The following is a 16757-nucleotide window of genomic DNA, read 5'->3' on the forward strand; positions in this document are numbered from 1 at the left end:
AATCCAGCGAATCGGTGTCTAGCGCAGCGGTTACGGACGGTGCCGGCGTCGACTGGCGAGGGTCGGCCTCGTCGTCGATGACGGTGACTCGTGAGGAGCGACTTCGAGAGTTCTACGAGGAAACCGTCTTGGAACCGATGCTCGTCGCGTGGTCGGACAGCAGAACCCGACTCGGACTGCTCGTCATCGGTTTCTACGTGGCGTTGGCGCTCGTGGCCGTCTTCGGTCTCTGGCGAGAGCCCTCGACGAGTCAGGCCCCTCGGTATCTGACGCTGTTCGAGAGCATGCAGTACCCGCTCGGGACGACTGCGTCGGGGACTGACCTCGCCGCACTCATCATCCACTCGACCCCGGACATCTTGTTGATGGTCACCTCGGGTGGACTCTGGGCGACCGGTATCGCCGTCCTCGTCGGGACCGTCGCTGGGTACAAGGGCGGTTCGGTCGGACGCGCGTTGATGTCGGTGTCGGACTTCGTCATGGCCATCCCCGGACTCCCGCTGGTGATGATTCTCGCGATTACGTTCAATCCAAAGAACCCGATCCTGCTCGGCATCGTCATCAACATCAACTACTGGGCTGGCCTCGGCCGGTCGATCCACTCGCAGGTGCTGACGATTCGGGAGAACAACTACGTCGAAGCCTCGCGGACGATGGGCGTGAGCACGCCGCGAATCATCCTGAAGGACGTGATTCCGAACATCATGCCGTACGTGACGGTCAACTTCGTGTTCGCCGCGCGGTACGTCGTGTTCGCGTCGATCGGGCTGTTCTTCCTCGGCGTGTTGCCGTACTCCGACCAGAACTGGGGCGTCACCCTGAACTTCGCGTACAATGGTGGTGCCCTGTTCTCTTGGGGCGCCGCACACTGGCTTCTCGTTCCGATGGCCGCGATTATCGGCCTCTCGGTCGGACTCATCCTCCTCGGACAGGGGATGGACCGCGTGTTCAACCCGCGCGTTCGGACTCGTCTGACGGGGGAGTCAGCGTCGACCGCTTCGACCGACGAGAAAGACACCGGGATGACGGAGGTACTGTAGATGACTGCCAAACGGCGCGGAACGACAACCCCTACGACAGCTATGACGACAGACGACCCAATCATCGAGATTAACGACGCGGCCGTCACGTACGACGGCGGCGAGACGTTCGTGTTGGACCACGTGAGCATGTCTATCGAACGTGGCGAGATTCTCGGCATCGTGGGCGAGAGCGGAAGCGGCAAGTCGATGTTCGCCGACTCGATGCTGGACGCCATTCCCGACCCCGGACGACTGTCCGGTGAGATACTCTACCACCGCGACGATGGGACCACGGTCGACGTGCTCGAACTCTCCGACGACGAACGTCGAGAGTTCCGGTGGGAGGAGGTGTCGATGGTCTTCCAGGGCGCGATGAGTTCGTTCAACCCGACGATGAAGATCGGCGGGCACTTCAGAGAGACGCTGAAGGCCCACGACGCCGACGTCACGTCGGGAATGGAGTTCGCCCGTGAACTCCTCTCTGACCTGTACCTCGACCCGGAGCGCGTGCTGACGTCGTACCCGCACGAGCTCTCCGGCGGGATGCAGCAGCGGGCACTCATCGCCCTGTCGCTCGTTCTCGAACCCGAGGTGCTGGTGATGGACGAACCGACCGCCGCACTCGACCTCCTGATGCAGCGTTCGATTCTGACGCTCCTCGAAGACCTACAGGAGAAGTACGATCTGACGATGGTGTTCATCACCCACGACCTGCCACTGGTCGCCGAGCTCGCCGACCGGATGGCCGTCATGTACGCCTTCCAACTCATCGAGGTCGGCGACCGTGAGCAACTCATCGGGAACAGTGGGCACCCATACACGCGAGCGTTGCTCAATGCGACGCCGGACATCGAAGCACCGCTCGAAGAGATGCGACCGATCGAAGGCCAGAGTCCAGCACCCGTCAACGTTCCGCAGGGGTGTTCGTTCGCACCGCGATGTCCGCTTGCGACCGATGAGTGCCGAGCTGAAGACCCGGCGTCCACGCAACTCGAAGCCGGCCACGCCGTGGCTTGTCACCACGCGGAAGACGCGCGAGACGAGATTGCGCTGCACTTCGACCGTTCCGAGGAGTTCGTTCCGGTCTCGGGAGGTGGTGGGTCGTGAGCCGCGCCGACGAACCGTCGGCTGAGTTCGACCAACGCGACGAGCCACTCATCTCACTCGAAAACGTCGAAGTCAACTTCGAAAAAGACCAAGGGCTGTTCGACCTCTTCGAGGAGCCAGACGTGGTCAAAGCGGTCGACGGCGTCTCGCTCGACATCGAGGAGAACGACGTCCTCGCACTCGTCGGGGAAAGCGGATGTGGAAAGACCACACTCGGGAAGACGACCATCGGACTCCAGCGACCGACGGGCGGGACGGTGACGTACAAAGGACAGGACATCTGGGCCGCCAAAGACGGCGACGGAGAGATTCCGTTCGACGAGATTCGGTCGTCGCTCCAGATCATCCATCAGGACCCTGGGAGCTCGCTCAACCCAAACCGGCGGATTCTGAACATCCTCGCGGAGCCGATCAAGCTCACTCACCCGGAGGCCGGGACCAGCGAACGCCGCGAGCGGATTCACGCGCTTCTCGAACGCGTCGGTATGAACCCCCCATCGGACTTCGCGGACCGGTACCCACACCAGCTCAGCGGCGGGGAGAAACAGCGCGTGGCGCTCTGTCGCGCCCTCTTGATGAATCCCGACGTAATCCTCGCTGACGAGGCGATAAGCGCACTCGACGTCTCCTTACGGGTCGAAATGATGGACCTGATGCTCGATTTGCAGTCGGAGTTCGACACCTCGTTCGTGTTCGTCTCGCACGACCTCTCGAACGCGCGGTACTTCGCGGAACACGGAGACGGTCGAATCGGTGTGATGTATCTCGGAAATCTGGTCGAAGTCGGTCCAGCAGACCAACTCATCGGCGACCCCAGTCACCCGTACACGAACGTCCTCCGCTGGGCGACGCCGAACCTGTCCCGACAGTCGGGCGAGGCCGGTGAGCCGCCGATGCGGAGGATAGACATCCCAGACCCGGTCAACCCACCGAGCGGGTGCCGTTTCCACACGCGCTGTCCCGAAGCCCGTGAGGCGTGCCGAGAGGTGCCACGACTCCAACAGTCCGGCGAGGCCGCTGGCCACCGCGTCGCCTGCTTCAGAGACGACCCGAACCACTCCTATTGGGATAGCGACCCGCTGACGGAGGAGGGCGACTGATGTGAGTGGTTGGTCGTCGCCGCCGCGTCACTCGCTTGTCACCGGTTCGAACCCGCCGTTCCATCTCGACCGAAGCCTGACCGGTATCGGTCGAATCGGGAACTTGATAATCAGTGCGAAAAACGGTACCGTATGGCACAGATAGAGACGGTTGTCGACGTTATCTGCGACCAGCGCGACCGGTTCCCGCTGTTCGTCGCAATCGGCATCGTGATGGGGCTCCTGCTCGGGTTCTCGCTGTTGTATCTCGAACCGGGAACCGCCGCGTACGCGATTGCGCTCGTCGACGTTGGCCTCGTTGCGGTCACGGTGGTCGGGTTTGGCGGCGGCTTTTGGCTCTGTACGAAGCGCTCGGTAGAGGAGTGACACGGTACTGACGACGGCGCTGAGCACTCGGCGAGGGAGCGGCCGGCCGGTCTCACGAGAAGCGCGCTGCCTGCGCGACACCCGGCCGCCGCTGAGTAAGTCGAGCCGGCAAAGCACCCAACCGCTCCCTAGAGACACCAGCCAGGTGGTCTCCGTTCGGCCCCACGGAAGCGGTTAACCGTGTAAACAAAATAGATAGAAACCCAGTATGACAACTATAGTATATTAAACGGTCAGTCCGATGACCGCGGACGACTCACCTGAGATGACAGCGAGGTCAGCGATCGACTCACCAACTATGCTCGGATTTGATGTGGCAATTGTGTTCTAATACTACAATAATGTGCCGGTCGGTTCTTGACCCCAAATCAGTCGGACACCGTGGGACCGCTCTGAGTACGCTGTCCCGCTCCCACCAGAGACACGATCTCTCGCACGATTCCCTCGTGGTTGACCGTGGGTGTCGGACCCTTTCCCGAATTCCCCGGTCAACTCGATTCGATCACGTTGAACAGAACCTCGTGAAGACTCGGTTTCGCACGCGTGGGAGCTGTTTTGACCAAGTCCCTCCTCCTGCGAGTGGAAGTCACCTGAGCTGCGACATAAGTTAATAAATAAAACAATACTGTGTGCCTCGAATCGCATCGACAGTTGACTGACGAGTCAAGTTGCAGGCGTTGTGATCTAGAGACTGAGACTGCTAAACGGAATTTTAAATTGAATATTAGCGAAAATGATAAATTATCCGCGGTCGGAACGGGGGTGTCACCCACGCGGTAGCGAGCGCGTTGCTCGGTTCGGTGGGTGTCGGTGAGGCACGCTCGTATCGGACCGCCGCTCCGTCACCGCGTGGGTCGGACCGTCAGTCCAGTCGCGCTTCCAGCGACTCGACGAGCGAGTCGTTGCCGATGTAGACCGGGACGCGGTCGTGGATACCGTCGGGCGTCCCCGAGAGAAGCGACACCTCGCCGTCGGACGACCGCCCGCCCGCGCACTCAATGATGTAGCCGATGGGGAAGCCCTCGAACTGCTGGCGGAGTTTCCCGCTCGGTGCGTCGGTCTGGGCGGGGTACGCGAAGACGCCGCCGTAGTGGAGAATCTGGTTCACGTCGCCGATCATCGACCCGCCGTAGCGGAGCTTCATCCCCTCGGTCCGCTCGGTCTCGCTGGCGAACGCCTCGAACTCGTCGAACCAGCGGTTGACGCGGCCGCCGAAGCTGAAGATGGCCGGGTCGTCGGGCAGCGTCAGTTCCTCGCGGAGCGGGCGCTTGACGCCCGATTCGAGGATGTACTCGCTGACGACGCCGTCGCGGGCGGCCACGAGCGTCGTCACCGGGCCGTAGAGGATGTAGCCCGCGGCGAGCAGGTTCTCGCCGCCCGTGGGGAGCGGTTCGTCGTAGACGCTGTAGAGCGTCCCCATCACGTTGTTCGGCTTCAGGTTCGTCGACCCGTCGAGCGGGTCGAGCGCGACCGAGACGCCCTCGCCGACGTCGATGACGTCGGGGCGCTCCTCGCTGGCGTACTCGCCGACGCCTTCGAGGGGGCGAAGCCGCTTCAACAGCAGTTCGTCGGCGTACGTGTCGGCCTCCATCTGGCGCTCGCCGCTCGGGTTCGTCCCATCCTCGTAGACGCGCCGGCCGGGCAGTCCCGCCCGAATCGACGGCGCGGCCGCACAGAGTGTCTCGACGACGGCGTCGACCACGTCGTCCTCCCGACTCGATGCGTCTGTCATGCGGTCGATACACCCCGCGGAGGCGCGGGCGCGCCGAAGCGGTTCGACGGAGCGCCGACGGGCGATGCACGGACGGGCGTCGGGGTGGTCGTCATTACCTACTGGTCCCGTGGGCGAAGTATAGTTCTGTCCCCGCGCGTAAGCGTTGCACGACGCCGACGGCGGAGTTGGCGGCGGGTTTTCGACTCCGGCTCTGTTGATGCCTTCGCTGGTGGCGGTTGTTGGATTCGTGCTGAATACAGGCGCGAGTCGGTTATCGGTTCAGCACTCAATGTGGACAGCTCAAATCGCTACGTACAGAAGAACCGCTTTTCGCCTCGGGTTTCCTCGCTTCGCTGCGGGGACCGCTCGGCGAAACCCCGCTCATGCCAAAAAGCCGGTCTCGGTTCGCTCGACCGCTGAATCGCGCTCACTACCGGGTCCTTCGGACCGCTCGTTCGCGCGAATGCTTTTCGTTCACTACGCACGCGCCACTGAGCGGTTAGTTCAGCGTCGGTACGATGGAATAACGAGGCCCCCGTGAGAGCTACACCGTCTGTCTGTTTCACACTCTTTTTGACAGATTTCCAGTCATCGGTTGAAACTGACGGCTCTAGTGATGCACCAACGCCGGGGCAAGGACCATCACGCATCTGTTAGAGAGAACAGATAGAGAAACAGGAGAATCGAACTGCCAAACGTCAATGCGCCGTACAGAGGCAGAGACTTCCACGAGGCGGTTCGGCTGAACCGATTCGACACGAGAGCTCCGACTGCTGACAGTCCCAGAAGGCCATACACGACCGGCAGTCCCTCTAACGAGAGATAGCCGCCGATAACCTCCACAGCGATCATCGTCGAAAGGAGTCCACAACAGAGAGCGAGGATGCCAGCGGTGGACCGTCGGTTACTAGTCAGTCCCATACCGAGTTGTGACAACCAGTTGTACTAAATTCTTTGTCGATAAGTGGAAACGGATTACTGAGCGGCGAACAGCCGTTCGAACACGACCGTCGGGAACTGCGGTTCGAGTCGGCTCGGCGGCCGCCCCTTCCGGTCGACGCGCTCCGCCGTGACTCGGCGGGTGATGCCGTCTTCGGCGAGTTCGTAGAGGATTCGCTTGACCGTCGTCGCCGAGAGGTCGACCGATTTGGCGATGTGCTGGCTCGCCGCCTGTACCGACTCCTGTTGGTCGGGGCGCAACGCGAGGAGTTCGTGGAGCACCTGCTGGCGGTTCTCCGGGAGCGCGAGCACGCGGCCGAGCGAGACGCAGGGTTGGGGGACCGCGGCGATGCCCGCGGCGACGTCGGCGGCCGTGATGCTCCGGTGTCTGTTGCGGACCGCCTCGTCGGCCGCGCCGAACAGCGCCGCGAGCGCGTCGTGGGCGTCGCCGTCGGCCCACTCGGCGATGTCGCGGGCGAGGCGGTGGTCGAGCGTCCGCCGCGACCCGGCCGCCGACGCCCGCGTCATCAGCACGTCGATGAGCACCTGGCTCTGGTAGGACTCGAACTGAATCTCGTCTGCCGTGTAATCGGTCAGCACCGTCTCGTCGGGCGGCGCGCGCCCGATGGCCAGCCAACTGACCTTGCTCGGAAGCCCGGCACAGAGGTCGACGAACGCCTCGCCGTCGAGCGTCCCCGGCTCTCCGAGGTGGTCGACGGCGACGACGGCACCCGTCTGGGGGGCGTCGAGCGTCGCTTTGAGCCGCGACTGGAGCGCCTCGGTCTTGATGCCCTGCTTCGGCACCGACTCGTCGACGAGCGCGTCGAGCACGGCGTGGTAGAACGCGAACGCGCTCGTCGTCTCGCGCGCGTCGACGTAGACGAACCGCGGCGCGAACGTCGCCTGCACGCGGGTCGTCGTGTGGATGGCGGCGTTGCTGACGCTCGACGCGCGGACGAGGTGGTCGAAAAGCGCCGTCACGACCGCCGACTTCCCCGACCCCTTCGGGCCGTAGACGTAGGCGTTCGGCGGCAAATGCCCGTCGAACACGGGGTCGAGGTAGTCGAGCAGTCGCTCCAACACCGGCCCGCAGTTCACCGGGTCGTCGGCGTGTGCGACCGGCGAGAGCGAGTCGTAATCGACGAGGAGGCGAGGCGTCCCGTCTCGACGTTGCCGACGTTTAATCCTCGCTTCGATGTCCATATCCTAGTGGTAGTTCCGAAATGAGCGATATATGAGTTCTGACTGCTTACGGGCGCGCCGCCGTGTCGACCGCGGGAAACGCGCCGGCGATGGCCATCTCGGCGGCGACACGGTCGTCTCCGCGGCCGCCACTCACGAATCGCTCTCCCGGGCGCTCGACTGCGGGCGGTCCCGCCGCGGCCGCCCCGGAGGCGAACGTGTTCGGGGTAACCGACTCGGTGGTCCCCCGCGAGGTACGACGTGTATGGCAGACACCATCCTCGACGTGCGCGACCTCCCCCCGGCGGAGCGCCATCCGAAGATTCACGCCGCCTTCGACGACCTCGACGCCGGCGAGTCGCTGACGATTCTCAACGACCACGACCCGAAACCGCTGTTCTACGAGATGCAGGCGGAAGTCGACGCCTTCGACGCCGACAACTACGCGGTCGAGAAACAGGGTCCGAACGAGTTCGCGGCGACGTTCCCGAAGCAGTAGCGGCGCGGACGGCGGCCAACCTCGGTTCACACCTTCCGTTCTCCATCCTCGGCGAATATGTTCGGCGTCACCGGTAGGGCTCCGCGCCGCGCTAGTTCGCGTATGAGCGCCATTCCCGCCGACATCGACACGGCCCGACAGCCACCGATGACGATTCCGCTCCGGCACTTCGTCGTCGCGCTCGGCTTCCTCGCTGCCGCGGTGGGCCTCCGAGTCGGCCTCGCCGCCGGCGTCGTCGCCGGAACCGCCCGTCTCGCGCACGTCCACCTCCTGCTCGCGGGGTGGGTCTGCGTCACCATCATGGGCGCGATGACGCAGTTCGTCCCGGTCTGGTCCGGCGTCGACCTCTACTCCCGGCGACTCGCGACCGCGCAGTTGTGGGCCGTCGGCGTCGGCGTCGGCGGCCTCGCGGCGTGCTTCCTCCTCGGCGCGTTCGCGTGGCTCCCGCTTTTCGGTGCCGCCGCGCTCCTCGGCTTCTGGACGTTCGCCTACAACGTCGCGCGCACGCTCTCCCGACTCGACGACTACGACGTGACCGAGCGCCACTTCGGCCTCGCACTCGGCTTTCTCGCGGTCGCCACCGCGCTCGGCTTCCTGCTCGCGGTCGACTTCACGCGCCCGCTTTTCGCCGGCGTCGGCGTGACTCACGCGAGCGTCCGCGCGGCCCACGTCACGCTCGCCGTCTTCGGCGTCGTCGTGACGACCGTCGTCGGCGCGCTCTACCAACTCGCGACGATGTTCACCCAGACGAAGCTCCGCGGCGTCGACGTGTGGCTCCGCCGCGTCGAGGAGGTCGGCTACCCGCTTGGCGTCGTCGCGCTCGCCGGCGGCCGACTCGTCTCGAACCCGACGCTCGCGCGGGTCGGCGGCGCGCTCGTCGCCCTCTCGCTCCTCGGCGTCGCCGCGATTCTCGCGCGCCGCCTCGTCGAGTCGTCGGTCGACTGGACGCCCATGCTCACCCGGTACGCCGTCGCGGCCGTCGCGCTCGCCGGCTGGGCCGTCCTGACGCTCCCCGCGTGGCTCGCGGCCCCGCTGGCCGGCGACCGCCTGTTCGGCGCGCCGGGAGCCGACTCGCTGTTCCTCCTCGGGTTCGTCGGGTTCGTCGTGCTCGGGACGCTCTACCACGTCGTCCCCTTCATCGTCTGGGTCCACCGCTACAGCGACCGCCTCGGCCTCGAACCCGTGCCGATGCTCGACGACCTCTACGGCGCTCGCCTCGCTCGCCTCGACTTCGGCCTCGTCGTCGCCGGCGTCGCCGCCGTCGTCGCGGGCGACCTCGCCGGGCTCTCGTCGACCGTCGAGACGGCGGGCTGGACGCTCGTGCTCGTCGGCGTCGCGGCGTTCGCCGCGAATCTCCTGCGGGTCATCTGGGTCCACAGCCCGCAGTCGTTGGTCGGCGGCGCGGCCGCGTCGACTGTCGACGCGGACGACGGCGCGGACTGAGCCAGGTCGTCAGAGACGCGTCTCGGACGCGGTCACTCCATGAGCAGTTCGGGCGCGAGAAAGAGAACCGCGAGCAGGCACGTCAGGACGAGAACCGCCGCGAGACGCAGGACGCCCGCTTCCCGCCGTCGATTGTTCGGAAGCGACTCGGCGACCCCGGACAGCGCGGTCCCCGCTATCATGAACAGGAGCCAGTTGCCAGACATGGACTGTTCCACGACGGCGTACTGCCAGTAGAGACCCGACATGACGAGCGCGCCGCAGAGCTGAACGACCGGAAAGAGGCCGCCGGAGGGCTCGCTGAACACGGTTTTGTCAACTATGGAGGGCATCGAACGCACCATCGCCCGCGAAGAACAAAATAGCACCTACCGTCGCCCACCTCGACGGCCGTGCGCTCAGTCACTTCCAGTCGCGCCCCCGAACGGGTTCGGCCGCAGGCTTACCGACCGCGCGGCCGACGACTCACCCGTGATGCCAGAACACGCCGCGCTCGCCGACCTCCCGGCGCAGACGCACACGCCCGTCTTCGAGACCGACCGCCCGAAAACCGTCAGACTCCGCCTCGAAGCCGGCGACGAGGTGCCGGCGCACTCCCACCCCGGCTTCGACATCGTCTTTCACGTCGTCGCCGGCCGGATGGAACTCGCGCTCGACGGCGAGACATACGAAGTCGCGGCGGGGGAGTTGATGCGCTTCGGCGGCGACCGCGACATCTCGCCGCGCGCGCCGGTCGACAGTAGCGCAGTGCTCGTGTTCGCGCCGGCCGCCGACGACTGAACCGCGGGGCCGACCACGCGGGGAAAACGGACCTACTACTTTTCGCTCGACAACCGCTGCAACGCCGCCTCGAACTCCTCGGACAGCGAGACCGCTCCCGACTCGGATTCGCCGTCGTCGTCGCCCGCCGGCGTCTCGCCGTTGCGGTCCGACTCGCCGGTCGCCTGCGAGTCGGCCGCGTCCATCGCGTCGAGTTCCGCGTTGATGGCCGCCGCGTGGTGGTGCATGGGTGCGACGCGGACCCGGACGCGGTCGTAGTCGTGTCGGTCGGCGAGGCCGTTCCACGCCCGGAACGCGCCGACGGTGAGTGTCTTCGACTGCGGGCAAAACGGCGTCGTCGGCGTGAACTCCGCGAGGAGGACCGACGGGTCGTCCCGGTCTTCCGCGTAACGAAAGCCCGCCTCGGGGTGGCGTCGGTCGAGGTTCAGCCGCGCGAGGTTGTAGCCGAACGTCACGTCGTAGACCCCGCGGTCCTCGAACAGGTCGCGGGCGACCCGGTGGACGGCGACGTGGTCCTCGCCGTCGAGGACGCGGTGACCGTCGAGGAAGACGTCCGGGTCGGGCAAGTGCTCCGGGACGAACTGGTCGATATCGTCGAAGCGGTCGGCCCGCGACCCGCCGCCGAACAGGGATGGGATGTCTGGCATGGTCCGAAATAGGGTCGCCACGGGCGTAGGCCCACCCCCGAACACGTTCATCTCACTGTCGGGGTGCTGTCGCTCCGGTTGGCTCGGGGCGGTGGATTACGCACTGAACCACCCACCAGTCTCGAAGTGGCTTTATCTGTGGTCTCCAGTTACTATACGCTACTCAGGGAACGATGAGTTCTAACCAATCGCTCGAAATTCTTGCCGTGGCGATTCTCTATCTGTGCGTGTTTGTGATGGTCGTCGGACCAGCTATCGAGTCGATACTCGGTTTTGAGACGCTCTCGGTGGACGCCACAAGAGGCGGTGAACGCGCGTGGGACTTAGTCTCGAAGCCGCAGGGCTGGGTTTTCTGCCTCGGCTACGTCCCAGTTCATTTCGCGTACCTGTTCGTCCGCGCACGACTCGCTGGCGAATCGATTGACAGCTATTGGGACTGAAACGTCAGTACGTTTTACTGTGCCATCTGCATCTTGTACGCCGCTTCTGACAGCGTTCAGTGAGGTTTCTGCGGGCGCGCTGAAGACAGCGCGCGAGTCGGTCAAAACGGTTTGATGAATTGAGCACGGTCAGACGCCTGTCCGAGACAAGTATTTCACAACCGCACTCACAAAATGCTTGATTGTACAACACATCATATACTGCAGAATATGGTCTCCGAGAAGACGAAACTAATCGCCCTCGCACTGCTAACGGGATACCTGTTCAGATCGGCTGGCTCCCAAAGACCGTTTTCACCTATCTGGTTGGGGCTTTTCTTTGGCTGTTTGCTCAGTGGTGTGTTTCTTATCAGGGTTCTCCGGCAGTACCAGTCTACCTGAATGATGGCTCCGCACACTGGGCTACGTAAGTCGTACGACTATGAGTCTCGGCCACGGAAGGAGGTCCTGATGTGGTCGGGCCCAAGAGCGGACGCGTCTCGGAACGCAGGGTATCAAAATATCGCCACGACAGAGACGGCTTCGGACGCACTTATCTTCGATTGATCAATCGCTGTATCCGGTCGCGAACGTCGTCCGCGGAGTCGTATATTTCGTTGTCGACCGAAGCGAGCACCTCGTCGATTGGTTTCCACCCGCCTTGTGTTTCGACCTCGTAGTCGCCGTAGTTCTCGACGAGTTGCTCCGTCGTGGTCGGATAGTCCTGAACCTCAAGCGCGTCGTCGAGGTCCCCGAGTTGCTTCCCCGGTTCGGGTTCGTCGGCGCGGTCACGCGCCTCTCGGAGCGCTCGCTCGCGCTGGCGCTGTTCTTCCTTGGCCGCTTGCTTATCTCGGCCCTGTTTGTCGTCAGGCATCCTTGGCTTCGCATTTTGAAAGCGAACGGCATAACGCTGTGGTCGCTTCTCGGGGCGGTCGCTTCCGGCGCACCGCCGCTCAGCGACGACGCCTCTCGAAAGAGCCAGATAGAAAAAAGCGGACAGCGATGATTGCCGGTCGCTGCGGCGGCGCTACTGCGGGTCGGGGTCGAATATTTCGGGGTCCTCCGGCCCCTCGGCGCGGATGACGGCCATACAGCCCTTGCGGACGACGCGGGACAGCGAGTGGTCGACGAGTTTGAAGTCGCCGGGCACGGGCGAACTCATCGTCGCGATGGTCGTGCTTCCCGGCGGCACGAGCCGCGTCTGGATGTGGCTCTGCGGTTCGGTCGTCAGCGACCCGTCTGGGTAGAGCGTCTCCCAGACGCTCCCGATGGGGTGGAAGCTGCTGGAGAGGTTCGGCCCGCCGTCGACGAAGTACACCCGGACCGTCTCGTCGGTGCCGACCGTCGCGGCCGGTCCTCGGCCGTTGGGCGTCCACGCGTACTTCTCGCCGTTCATGAGGACGTACGTCGGGTCCTCGTTCCGCATGGACTCGTAGTCGAAGGTGTGCTGGCCCTCCTCGCCGGCGGCCTTGTCGGTGTAGAGTTCGTGCTGGCCGAGGTATATCTCGTGGTCGACTTCCGGAAGCCCCTCCGGCGGCTCGACGAGGATGAGCCCGAACATCCCGGCGCTGATGTGCATGTCCATGTTCGGCACGGCGCAGTGGTAGATGTACGCGCCGGGGTAGGTCGCCTTGAACCGCAGGTGTGCCGTCTCACCGGGGTTCGTCATCGTCGCCTCCGCGCCGCCGCCGGGGCCGGCGACCGCGTGGAAGTCGACGTTGTGCGGCATGGTGTTCTCCTCGGGGTTCTCGAACGTCAGGTTCACCGTGTCCCCCTGCCGGACGCGGACGAGCGGGCCGGGAACCTGCCCGTTGTAGGTCGTGTACGTGAACGTCACGCCGGGTTCGACCTCGGCGGTGACCTCCTCCGGCCGGAGCGTCACGTCGACTTCCGCGGGTTCGCTTCGGTCGATGGGACCGGGAATATCAGTCGGGTCGGCCGCGACCTGGTCGACGATGTTCGTCGGACTCTGTTGTGTCGGTTCCTCCGTCCCGTCGAGCGACTGCGCGGCGGTCGGCGCTTTCGTCGCACAGCCGGCCAGCGAGGCGGCACCGCCGAGACCGAGCCACTGGAGCGTCCGCCGCCGAGTCGTAGATAGCATGTTGTCTCCCTCCGGTTGAATCGAGTGTCCGAACACGGGTATAAACGAACAATGATTGCACGGTTTGGAGACGCGCTCCGAACATCTTCGCGAGTCGTACCACTCCGTGAGACCCGAGGACGGCCACCGCTCCCGGGCGTGCGAGTCTGTAGAAATCGCGCGGACGGTTCAGTCGTCGCCGACGAAGCGGTCGCGGCGGTACCGACACTGCTCGCAGAAGAACTGTGCGAGCCCCGCCGGCTGCGTGCCGGTGAAGGCCATCTTCGAACCGCAGTCCGGACACCACTCGGAGTGGGTGGTATTCGTGTGGTCTGAACTCATACCACGTACAAACGCGTGGGTTGTTATTACATTAACGATTATACCAAATTAGGGTGGGTTGATAGCTTTCGGGACGCAAGCGGTGCCGACACCGCCGCTCGCGGGGGATTGACTGGATGGGATTGACTGGAAGAGATTCGGCGACTACGCCGACTCAGGGTTCCCAAATCGCGGTGACGACGCCGTCCTCGCGCTCGGTCGAGCAGTAGGCGAACCCTCGGTCGTCGAGCTTCGGGTAGAGGAACTTCGGCTCGCGGTCGTTGAGCTGGACGAACACCGTCTCGCCGTCGAGGTCGGCGAGGCTGTTCATCGTCTCGGTGAGCGGCTCCGGCGGCGGCAACTCCCGCACGTCGAGGAAATCCACCGTTCGGTCGGTCGGTGCGTCGAGTCCGTCGAGGTACGCCTCGTGCTCCATATGCGAGTCGTGGGGGCGACAGCGCAGGAAGTTCACCCCGAACGTGTTCGTCTCGGTTTCCCCCGACCAGTCGGCCGAACAGGTTCGGGGTGTGACTCACCGTCCGCGCCGTCGAACCAGCCGACCAGAGCCATGTCTCGACCGCCACACGTCGACACCGACACGAGCGAGGGGAGCGACGCGGACGCGCCGTCGACGGCGACCGCCCCGCCGGACCCGTCGAGCATCGACACCTCGCGGCGACCGTTCGTCCTCGTCTGGGAGGTGACGCAGGCGTGCGACCTCGCGTGCGACCACTGCCGGGCGGACGCGACGCCCGCGCGACACCCCGACGAACTGACGACGGCGGAGGGCAAACGCCTGCTCGACCAGGCCCGCGAGTTCGGACCGGGGCAACTCGTCGTCCTCTCCGGCGGCGACCCGCTGGCCCGCCCGGACCTCGTGGACCTCGTCGAGTACGGAACCGACCTCGGCCTCCGCATGACGCTCACTCCGAGCGGAACGTCGTCGCTGACGCCCGAGACGGTCGCCGACCTCGCCGACGCGGGCGTCAGGCGCATGGCGCTCAGCCTCGACGGCGCGACCGCAGCGTCACACGACGTCTTCCGGGGAGAGGACGGGAGTTTCGAACAGACCGTCGCGGCCGCCCGCGCGGCCCGCGACGCCGGCCTCCCGCTTCAGATAAACACGACCGTCTGCGCCGAGACGGTGGACGAACTCCCCGCGCTCTGCGACCTCGTGGCCGACCTCGGCGCGGTGCTCTGGTCCGTGTTCTTCCTCGTCCCCGTCGGGCGCGGGCGCGTCCTCGACCCGATTTCCCCGGAGCGCGCCGAGCGCGTCATGGAGTGGCTGACCGAGGTGAGCGAGGAAGCCCCCTTCGGCGTCAAGACGACCGAAGCGCCCCACTACCGTCGGGTCGCCATCCAGCGCCGTCGTGACGCGAGCGACGCGCCCCCGACCGACGGCATCGGCCGCCGACTCGGCATCACCGCGGGTGACGGGTTCGCCTTCGTCAGCCACACCGGCGAGCTGTTCCCGTCGGGCTTTCTCCCCGCGTCCGCCGGCCCCGTCCGCGACGGCGGGCTCGTCGAGCGATACCGCGAGAGCGACCTCTTCCGGTCGCTCCGGGACCCCGACGCCCTCCGCGGGAAGTGCGGCGCGTGCGAGTTCCGCCACGTCTGCGGCGGCAGTCGCTCGCGGGCGTACGCCCACACCGGCGACCCGCTGGCCAGCGACCCGCTCTGCGGGTACGTGCCCGCCGACTACGACGGCCCGATGCCCGCGACCCGACCGGCGGGCGACTGACGCCCCGTAGCCCGTCGCGGCTTGCTGGAATCTCCCCGAACACGTTCGGGGTAACCGCTTGCTTTCGTCGCCGCCGAGGTACACCTGATGACGCGCGATTCCAATCTCACGAGACGGCGCTTTACCGCACTGACCGCGACGGCGGCGCTGTCGACGGCGCTCGCCGGCTGTTCCGGCTCCGGCGGCGACGCCGCGAACGCGGCCGAGGCGGACGGCGACGACGCGACGACCGCCGAATCGACCGCGGAGCCGACGACCGAGTCCGGTGAAACGACCGGCGCGGATAGCGGTTCCGGCGGCGGGAGCGCCCCGCAGTTCGACGGCTGGTTCGACAACGTCGGCAACTACGACGGGGTGGTGGACGAGACGGGGAGTTCGACGGTGACGGTGACGGTTGGCGCGCAGGCCAACGGCGGCGCGTTCGGCTTCGGTCCCGCGGCGATTCGCGTCTCTCCGGGTACCACGGTCGTCTGGGAGTGGAACGGCGAGGGCGGGTCGCACAACGTCGCCGCCGCCGACGGCTCCTTCGAATCGGAGTTGGCGGGCAGTAGCGGTCACACGTTCGAACACACCTTCGAGGCGACCGGGACGTACACCTACGCCTGTACGCCCCACGAGACGCTCGGGATGAAGGGCGCGGTCGTCGTCGAGTAGCGTCCGACCGCGCCGTTTCCGGTCTGTTTTCGCCCGTTGTCGGCCGATTCACGACTTCCGCGAACTTCTTCTCCCGGTGCAACGAATCTCTCGTATGCCTCGGTTCTCGCTCCTCGCCGCCGCGCGCCGTCGCCCCTCGATGACGTTCGCCCTCGCGGGCGGCGCGTTCGCGCTCTGGTACGTTCTCGCCGACCCGGTGGTCGCGTTGGTGACCGGCGACGACCCGGCCGTCCCCACCGCGCCGCTGGTGGTGCTCGTCGCCGGGGGCTTTCTCGGCGGCGGTCTGCTCGCCAGCCTGCTCTGGCGGCGACTCGGCGGGGCGAACTCCCGGGTTCGCGGCACGCTCGTCGGCGGGCTCGTGGGATTGCTCGCGCTCCCCGTCCCGATGTACCTGCTCGAACTCGCGGTGGTCGTGATGGAGGGCAATCCGTTCGAAACGCCGGTCGGGGTGGGGGCGGTGGCGGCGCTCGTGAGAGGTGTGGTCCTGTTTCTCGTCGTTCCGCTGTTCCTCGGGGCGCTGGGCGTGATTGCGACGCTCGGCGGGACGGTCGTCGTCGGGGCCGTGACGGGGTTGGTGCTCGCGTGGGAGAGTCGGGAGTCCACCGGCGGTGAAAAATCGGGAACGTGAATCAGCCGTCAGTGGCTCTGTTGAATTCCGCTTCTTCGACGGGTCTGGCGCGACAGTGACGCGTGCGCGTACAACAGAAGTCGGTCTCAACAAGCGAGCAGAAAAGAAGCGGTTC

General features: G+C 65.5%; 18 protein-coding genes and 1 pseudogene. 11 read left to right on the forward strand and 8 right to left on the reverse strand.

Annotated features, from left to right (window positions below):
- Positions 1 to 77 precede the first annotated feature (77 nt).
- The 4 genes from NDI65_RS15810 (at position 78) to NDI65_RS15825 (ending at position 3595) form a co-directional block, all read left to right on the forward strand.
- Entirely contained in the window at positions 78 to 1040 is a 963-nt protein-coding gene (locus NDI65_RS15810; RefSeq protein ID WP_089776714.1) for an ABC transporter permease, read from the forward strand.
- A 42-nt stretch (positions 1041 to 1082) separates the two neighbouring features.
- Complete coding sequence (locus NDI65_RS15815) at positions 1083 to 2129, forward strand: ABC transporter ATP-binding protein (RefSeq protein WP_089776713.1); 1047 nt, start codon at positions 1083 to 1085, stop codon at positions 2127 to 2129.
- On the forward strand, positions 2126 to 3229 hold the full coding sequence (locus NDI65_RS15820) for an oligopeptide/dipeptide ABC transporter ATP-binding protein (RefSeq protein WP_089776712.1): 1104 nt from the start codon (positions 2126 to 2128) through the stop codon (positions 3227 to 3229). Before NDI65_RS15815 ends, NDI65_RS15820 begins: the two co-directional genes overlap by 4 nt.
- A 132-nt stretch (positions 3230 to 3361) precedes the next feature.
- Positions 3362 to 3595 carry a hypothetical protein gene (locus NDI65_RS15825; RefSeq protein ID WP_089776711.1) on the forward strand — a complete coding sequence of 78 codons (234 nt, stop codon included), beginning with the start codon at positions 3362 to 3364 and terminating at the stop codon, positions 3593 to 3595.
- 862 nt (positions 3596 to 4457) lie between these two features.
- Here NDI65_RS15825 and NDI65_RS15830 read toward each other — a convergent pair.
- Positions 4458 to 5327: a class 1 fructose-bisphosphatase gene (locus NDI65_RS15830; RefSeq protein ID WP_089776710.1), complete on the reverse strand. Its 870-nt coding sequence runs from the start codon at positions 5325 to 5327 to the stop codon at positions 4458 to 4460.
- Between the two features lie 957 nt (positions 5328 to 6284).
- Positions 6285 to 7451 (reverse strand): AAA family ATPase, encoded by a 1167-nt coding sequence (locus tag NDI65_RS15835; RefSeq protein WP_310893835.1) that lies wholly within the window; start codon positions 7449 to 7451, stop codon positions 6285 to 6287.
- Between the two features lie 244 nt (positions 7452 to 7695).
- On the opposite strand from NDI65_RS15835, the gene NDI65_RS15840 reads away from it, so the two are divergent.
- Complete coding sequence (locus tag NDI65_RS15840) at positions 7696 to 7929, forward strand: DUF2249 domain-containing protein (protein ID WP_042663631.1); 234 nt, start codon at positions 7696 to 7698, stop codon at positions 7927 to 7929.
- A gap of 102 nt (positions 7930 to 8031) precedes the next feature.
- Entirely contained in the window at positions 8032 to 9372 is a 1341-nt protein-coding gene (locus NDI65_RS15845) for a hypothetical protein (protein WP_089776708.1), read from the forward strand.
- 32 nt (positions 9373 to 9404) lie between these two features.
- On the opposite strand, the gene NDI65_RS15850 is transcribed toward NDI65_RS15845, so the two are convergent.
- Positions 9405 to 9704, reverse strand: coding sequence for a hypothetical protein (locus NDI65_RS15850; protein WP_089776707.1), 300 nt, complete (start codon positions 9702 to 9704; stop codon positions 9405 to 9407).
- Positions 9705 to 9846: 142 nt separating this feature from the next.
- On the opposite strand from NDI65_RS15850, the gene NDI65_RS15855 reads away from it, so the two are divergent.
- On the forward strand, positions 9847 to 10152 hold the full coding sequence (locus NDI65_RS15855; protein WP_089776706.1) for a cupin domain-containing protein: 306 nt from the start codon (positions 9847 to 9849) through the stop codon (positions 10150 to 10152).
- Positions 10153 to 10187: 35 nt separating this feature from the next.
- Here NDI65_RS15855 and NDI65_RS15860 read toward each other — a convergent pair whose 3' ends face one another.
- Complete coding sequence (locus tag NDI65_RS15860; protein WP_089776705.1) at positions 10188 to 10799, reverse strand: hypothetical protein; 612 nt, start codon at positions 10797 to 10799, stop codon at positions 10188 to 10190.
- Between the two features lie 206 nt (positions 10800 to 11005).
- On the opposite strand from NDI65_RS15860, the gene NDI65_RS15865 reads away from it, so the two are divergent.
- Positions 11006 to 11239, forward strand: a complete 234-nt coding sequence (locus NDI65_RS15865; protein ID WP_226908652.1) for a hypothetical protein — start codon at positions 11006 to 11008, stop codon at positions 11237 to 11239.
- A gap of 532 nt (positions 11240 to 11771) precedes the next feature.
- Here the strand turns inward: NDI65_RS15865 and NDI65_RS15870 are convergent.
- The 4 genes and pseudogenes from NDI65_RS15870 to NDI65_RS15885 all read right to left on the reverse strand — a co-directional run bounded on the left by NDI65_RS15870 (position 11772) and on the right by NDI65_RS15885 (position 14155).
- Positions 11772 to 12092 carry a hypothetical protein gene (locus NDI65_RS15870; RefSeq protein WP_089776703.1) on the reverse strand — a complete coding sequence of 107 codons (321 nt, stop codon included), beginning with the start codon at positions 12090 to 12092 and terminating at the stop codon, positions 11772 to 11774.
- A 153-nt stretch (positions 12093 to 12245) separates the two neighbouring features.
- Positions 12246 to 13319: a copper-containing nitrite reductase gene (nirK, locus tag NDI65_RS15875; RefSeq protein ID WP_089777276.1), complete on the reverse strand. Its 1074-nt coding sequence runs from the start codon at positions 13317 to 13319 to the stop codon at positions 12246 to 12248.
- A 168-nt stretch (positions 13320 to 13487) separates the two neighbouring features.
- Positions 13488 to 13640 carry an HVO_2142 family zinc finger protein gene (locus tag NDI65_RS15880; RefSeq protein WP_167344076.1) on the reverse strand — a complete coding sequence of 51 codons (153 nt, stop codon included), beginning with the start codon at positions 13638 to 13640 and terminating at the stop codon, positions 13488 to 13490.
- A 154-nt stretch (positions 13641 to 13794) separates the two neighbouring features.
- Positions 13795 to 14155 (reverse strand): annotated as a pseudogene (locus NDI65_RS15885) (DUF2249 domain-containing protein).
- Positions 14156 to 14187: 32 nt separating this feature from the next.
- Between NDI65_RS15885 and NDI65_RS15890 the strand changes: the two are divergent.
- The 3 genes from NDI65_RS15890 (at position 14188) to NDI65_RS15900 (ending at position 16642) form a co-directional block, all read left to right on the forward strand.
- Positions 14188 to 15360, forward strand: coding sequence for a TIGR04053 family radical SAM/SPASM domain-containing protein (locus tag NDI65_RS15890; RefSeq protein ID WP_089776701.1), 1173 nt, complete (start codon positions 14188 to 14190; stop codon positions 15358 to 15360).
- 87 nt (positions 15361 to 15447) lie between these two features.
- On the forward strand, positions 15448 to 16014 hold the full coding sequence (locus tag NDI65_RS15895) for a halocyanin domain-containing protein (RefSeq protein WP_089776700.1): 567 nt from the start codon (positions 15448 to 15450) through the stop codon (positions 16012 to 16014).
- Positions 16015 to 16108: 94 nt separating this feature from the next.
- Positions 16109 to 16642: a hypothetical protein gene (locus NDI65_RS15900; RefSeq protein ID WP_089776699.1), complete on the forward strand. Its 534-nt coding sequence runs from the start codon at positions 16109 to 16111 to the stop codon at positions 16640 to 16642.
- The last annotated feature ends 115 nt before the right edge of the window (positions 16643 to 16757 follow it).

The sequence above is a fragment of the Haloferax sp. S2CR25 genome, from assembly GCF_031624535.1.
GTDB classification, from domain to species: domain Archaea; phylum Halobacteriota; class Halobacteria; order Halobacteriales; family Haloferacaceae; genus Haloferax; species Haloferax massiliensis.

Excerpts from the sequence above, each read along its gene's own strand:
- NDI65_RS15810 (WP_089776714.1), top strand. The coding sequence starts at position 78 with ATGACGGTGACTCGTGAGGAGCGACTTCGAGAGTTCTACGAGGAAACC.
- NDI65_RS15815 (WP_089776713.1), top strand. The coding sequence starts at position 1,083 with ATGACGACAGACGACCCAATCATCGAGATTAACGACGCGGCCGTCACG.
- NDI65_RS15825 (WP_089776711.1), top strand. The coding sequence starts at position 3,362 with ATGGCACAGATAGAGACGGTTGTCGACGTTATCTGCGACCAGCGCGAC.
- NDI65_RS15830 (WP_089776710.1), bottom strand. The coding sequence starts at position 5,327 with ATGACAGACGCATCGAGTCGGGAGGACGACGTGGTCGACGCCGTCGTC.
- NDI65_RS15835 (WP_310893835.1), bottom strand. The coding sequence starts at position 7,451 with ATGGACATCGAAGCGAGGATTAAACGTCGGCAACGTCGAGACGGGACG.
- NDI65_RS15840 (WP_042663631.1), top strand. The coding sequence starts at position 7,696 with ATGGCAGACACCATCCTCGACGTGCGCGACCTCCCCCCGGCGGAGCGC.
- NDI65_RS15845 (WP_089776708.1), top strand. The coding sequence starts at position 8,032 with ATGAGCGCCATTCCCGCCGACATCGACACGGCCCGACAGCCACCGATG.
- NDI65_RS15850 (WP_089776707.1), bottom strand. The coding sequence starts at position 9,704 with ATGCCCTCCATAGTTGACAAAACCGTGTTCAGCGAGCCCTCCGGCGGC.
- NDI65_RS15855 (WP_089776706.1), top strand. The coding sequence starts at position 9,847 with ATGCCAGAACACGCCGCGCTCGCCGACCTCCCGGCGCAGACGCACACG.
- NDI65_RS15860 (WP_089776705.1), bottom strand. The coding sequence starts at position 10,799 with ATGCCAGACATCCCATCCCTGTTCGGCGGCGGGTCGCGGGCCGACCGC.
- NDI65_RS15870 (WP_089776703.1), bottom strand. The coding sequence starts at position 12,092 with ATGCCTGACGACAAACAGGGCCGAGATAAGCAAGCGGCCAAGGAAGAA.
- nirK (WP_089777276.1), bottom strand. The coding sequence starts at position 13,319 with ATGCTATCTACGACTCGGCGGCGGACGCTCCAGTGGCTCGGTCTCGGC.
- NDI65_RS15880 (WP_167344076.1), bottom strand. The coding sequence starts at position 13,640 with ATGAGTTCAGACCACACGAATACCACCCACTCCGAGTGGTGTCCGGAC.
- NDI65_RS15890 (WP_089776701.1), top strand. The coding sequence starts at position 14,188 with ATGTCTCGACCGCCACACGTCGACACCGACACGAGCGAGGGGAGCGAC.
- NDI65_RS15895 (WP_089776700.1), top strand. The coding sequence starts at position 15,448 with ATGACGCGCGATTCCAATCTCACGAGACGGCGCTTTACCGCACTGACC.
- NDI65_RS15900 (WP_089776699.1), top strand. The coding sequence starts at position 16,109 with ATGCCTCGGTTCTCGCTCCTCGCCGCCGCGCGCCGTCGCCCCTCGATG.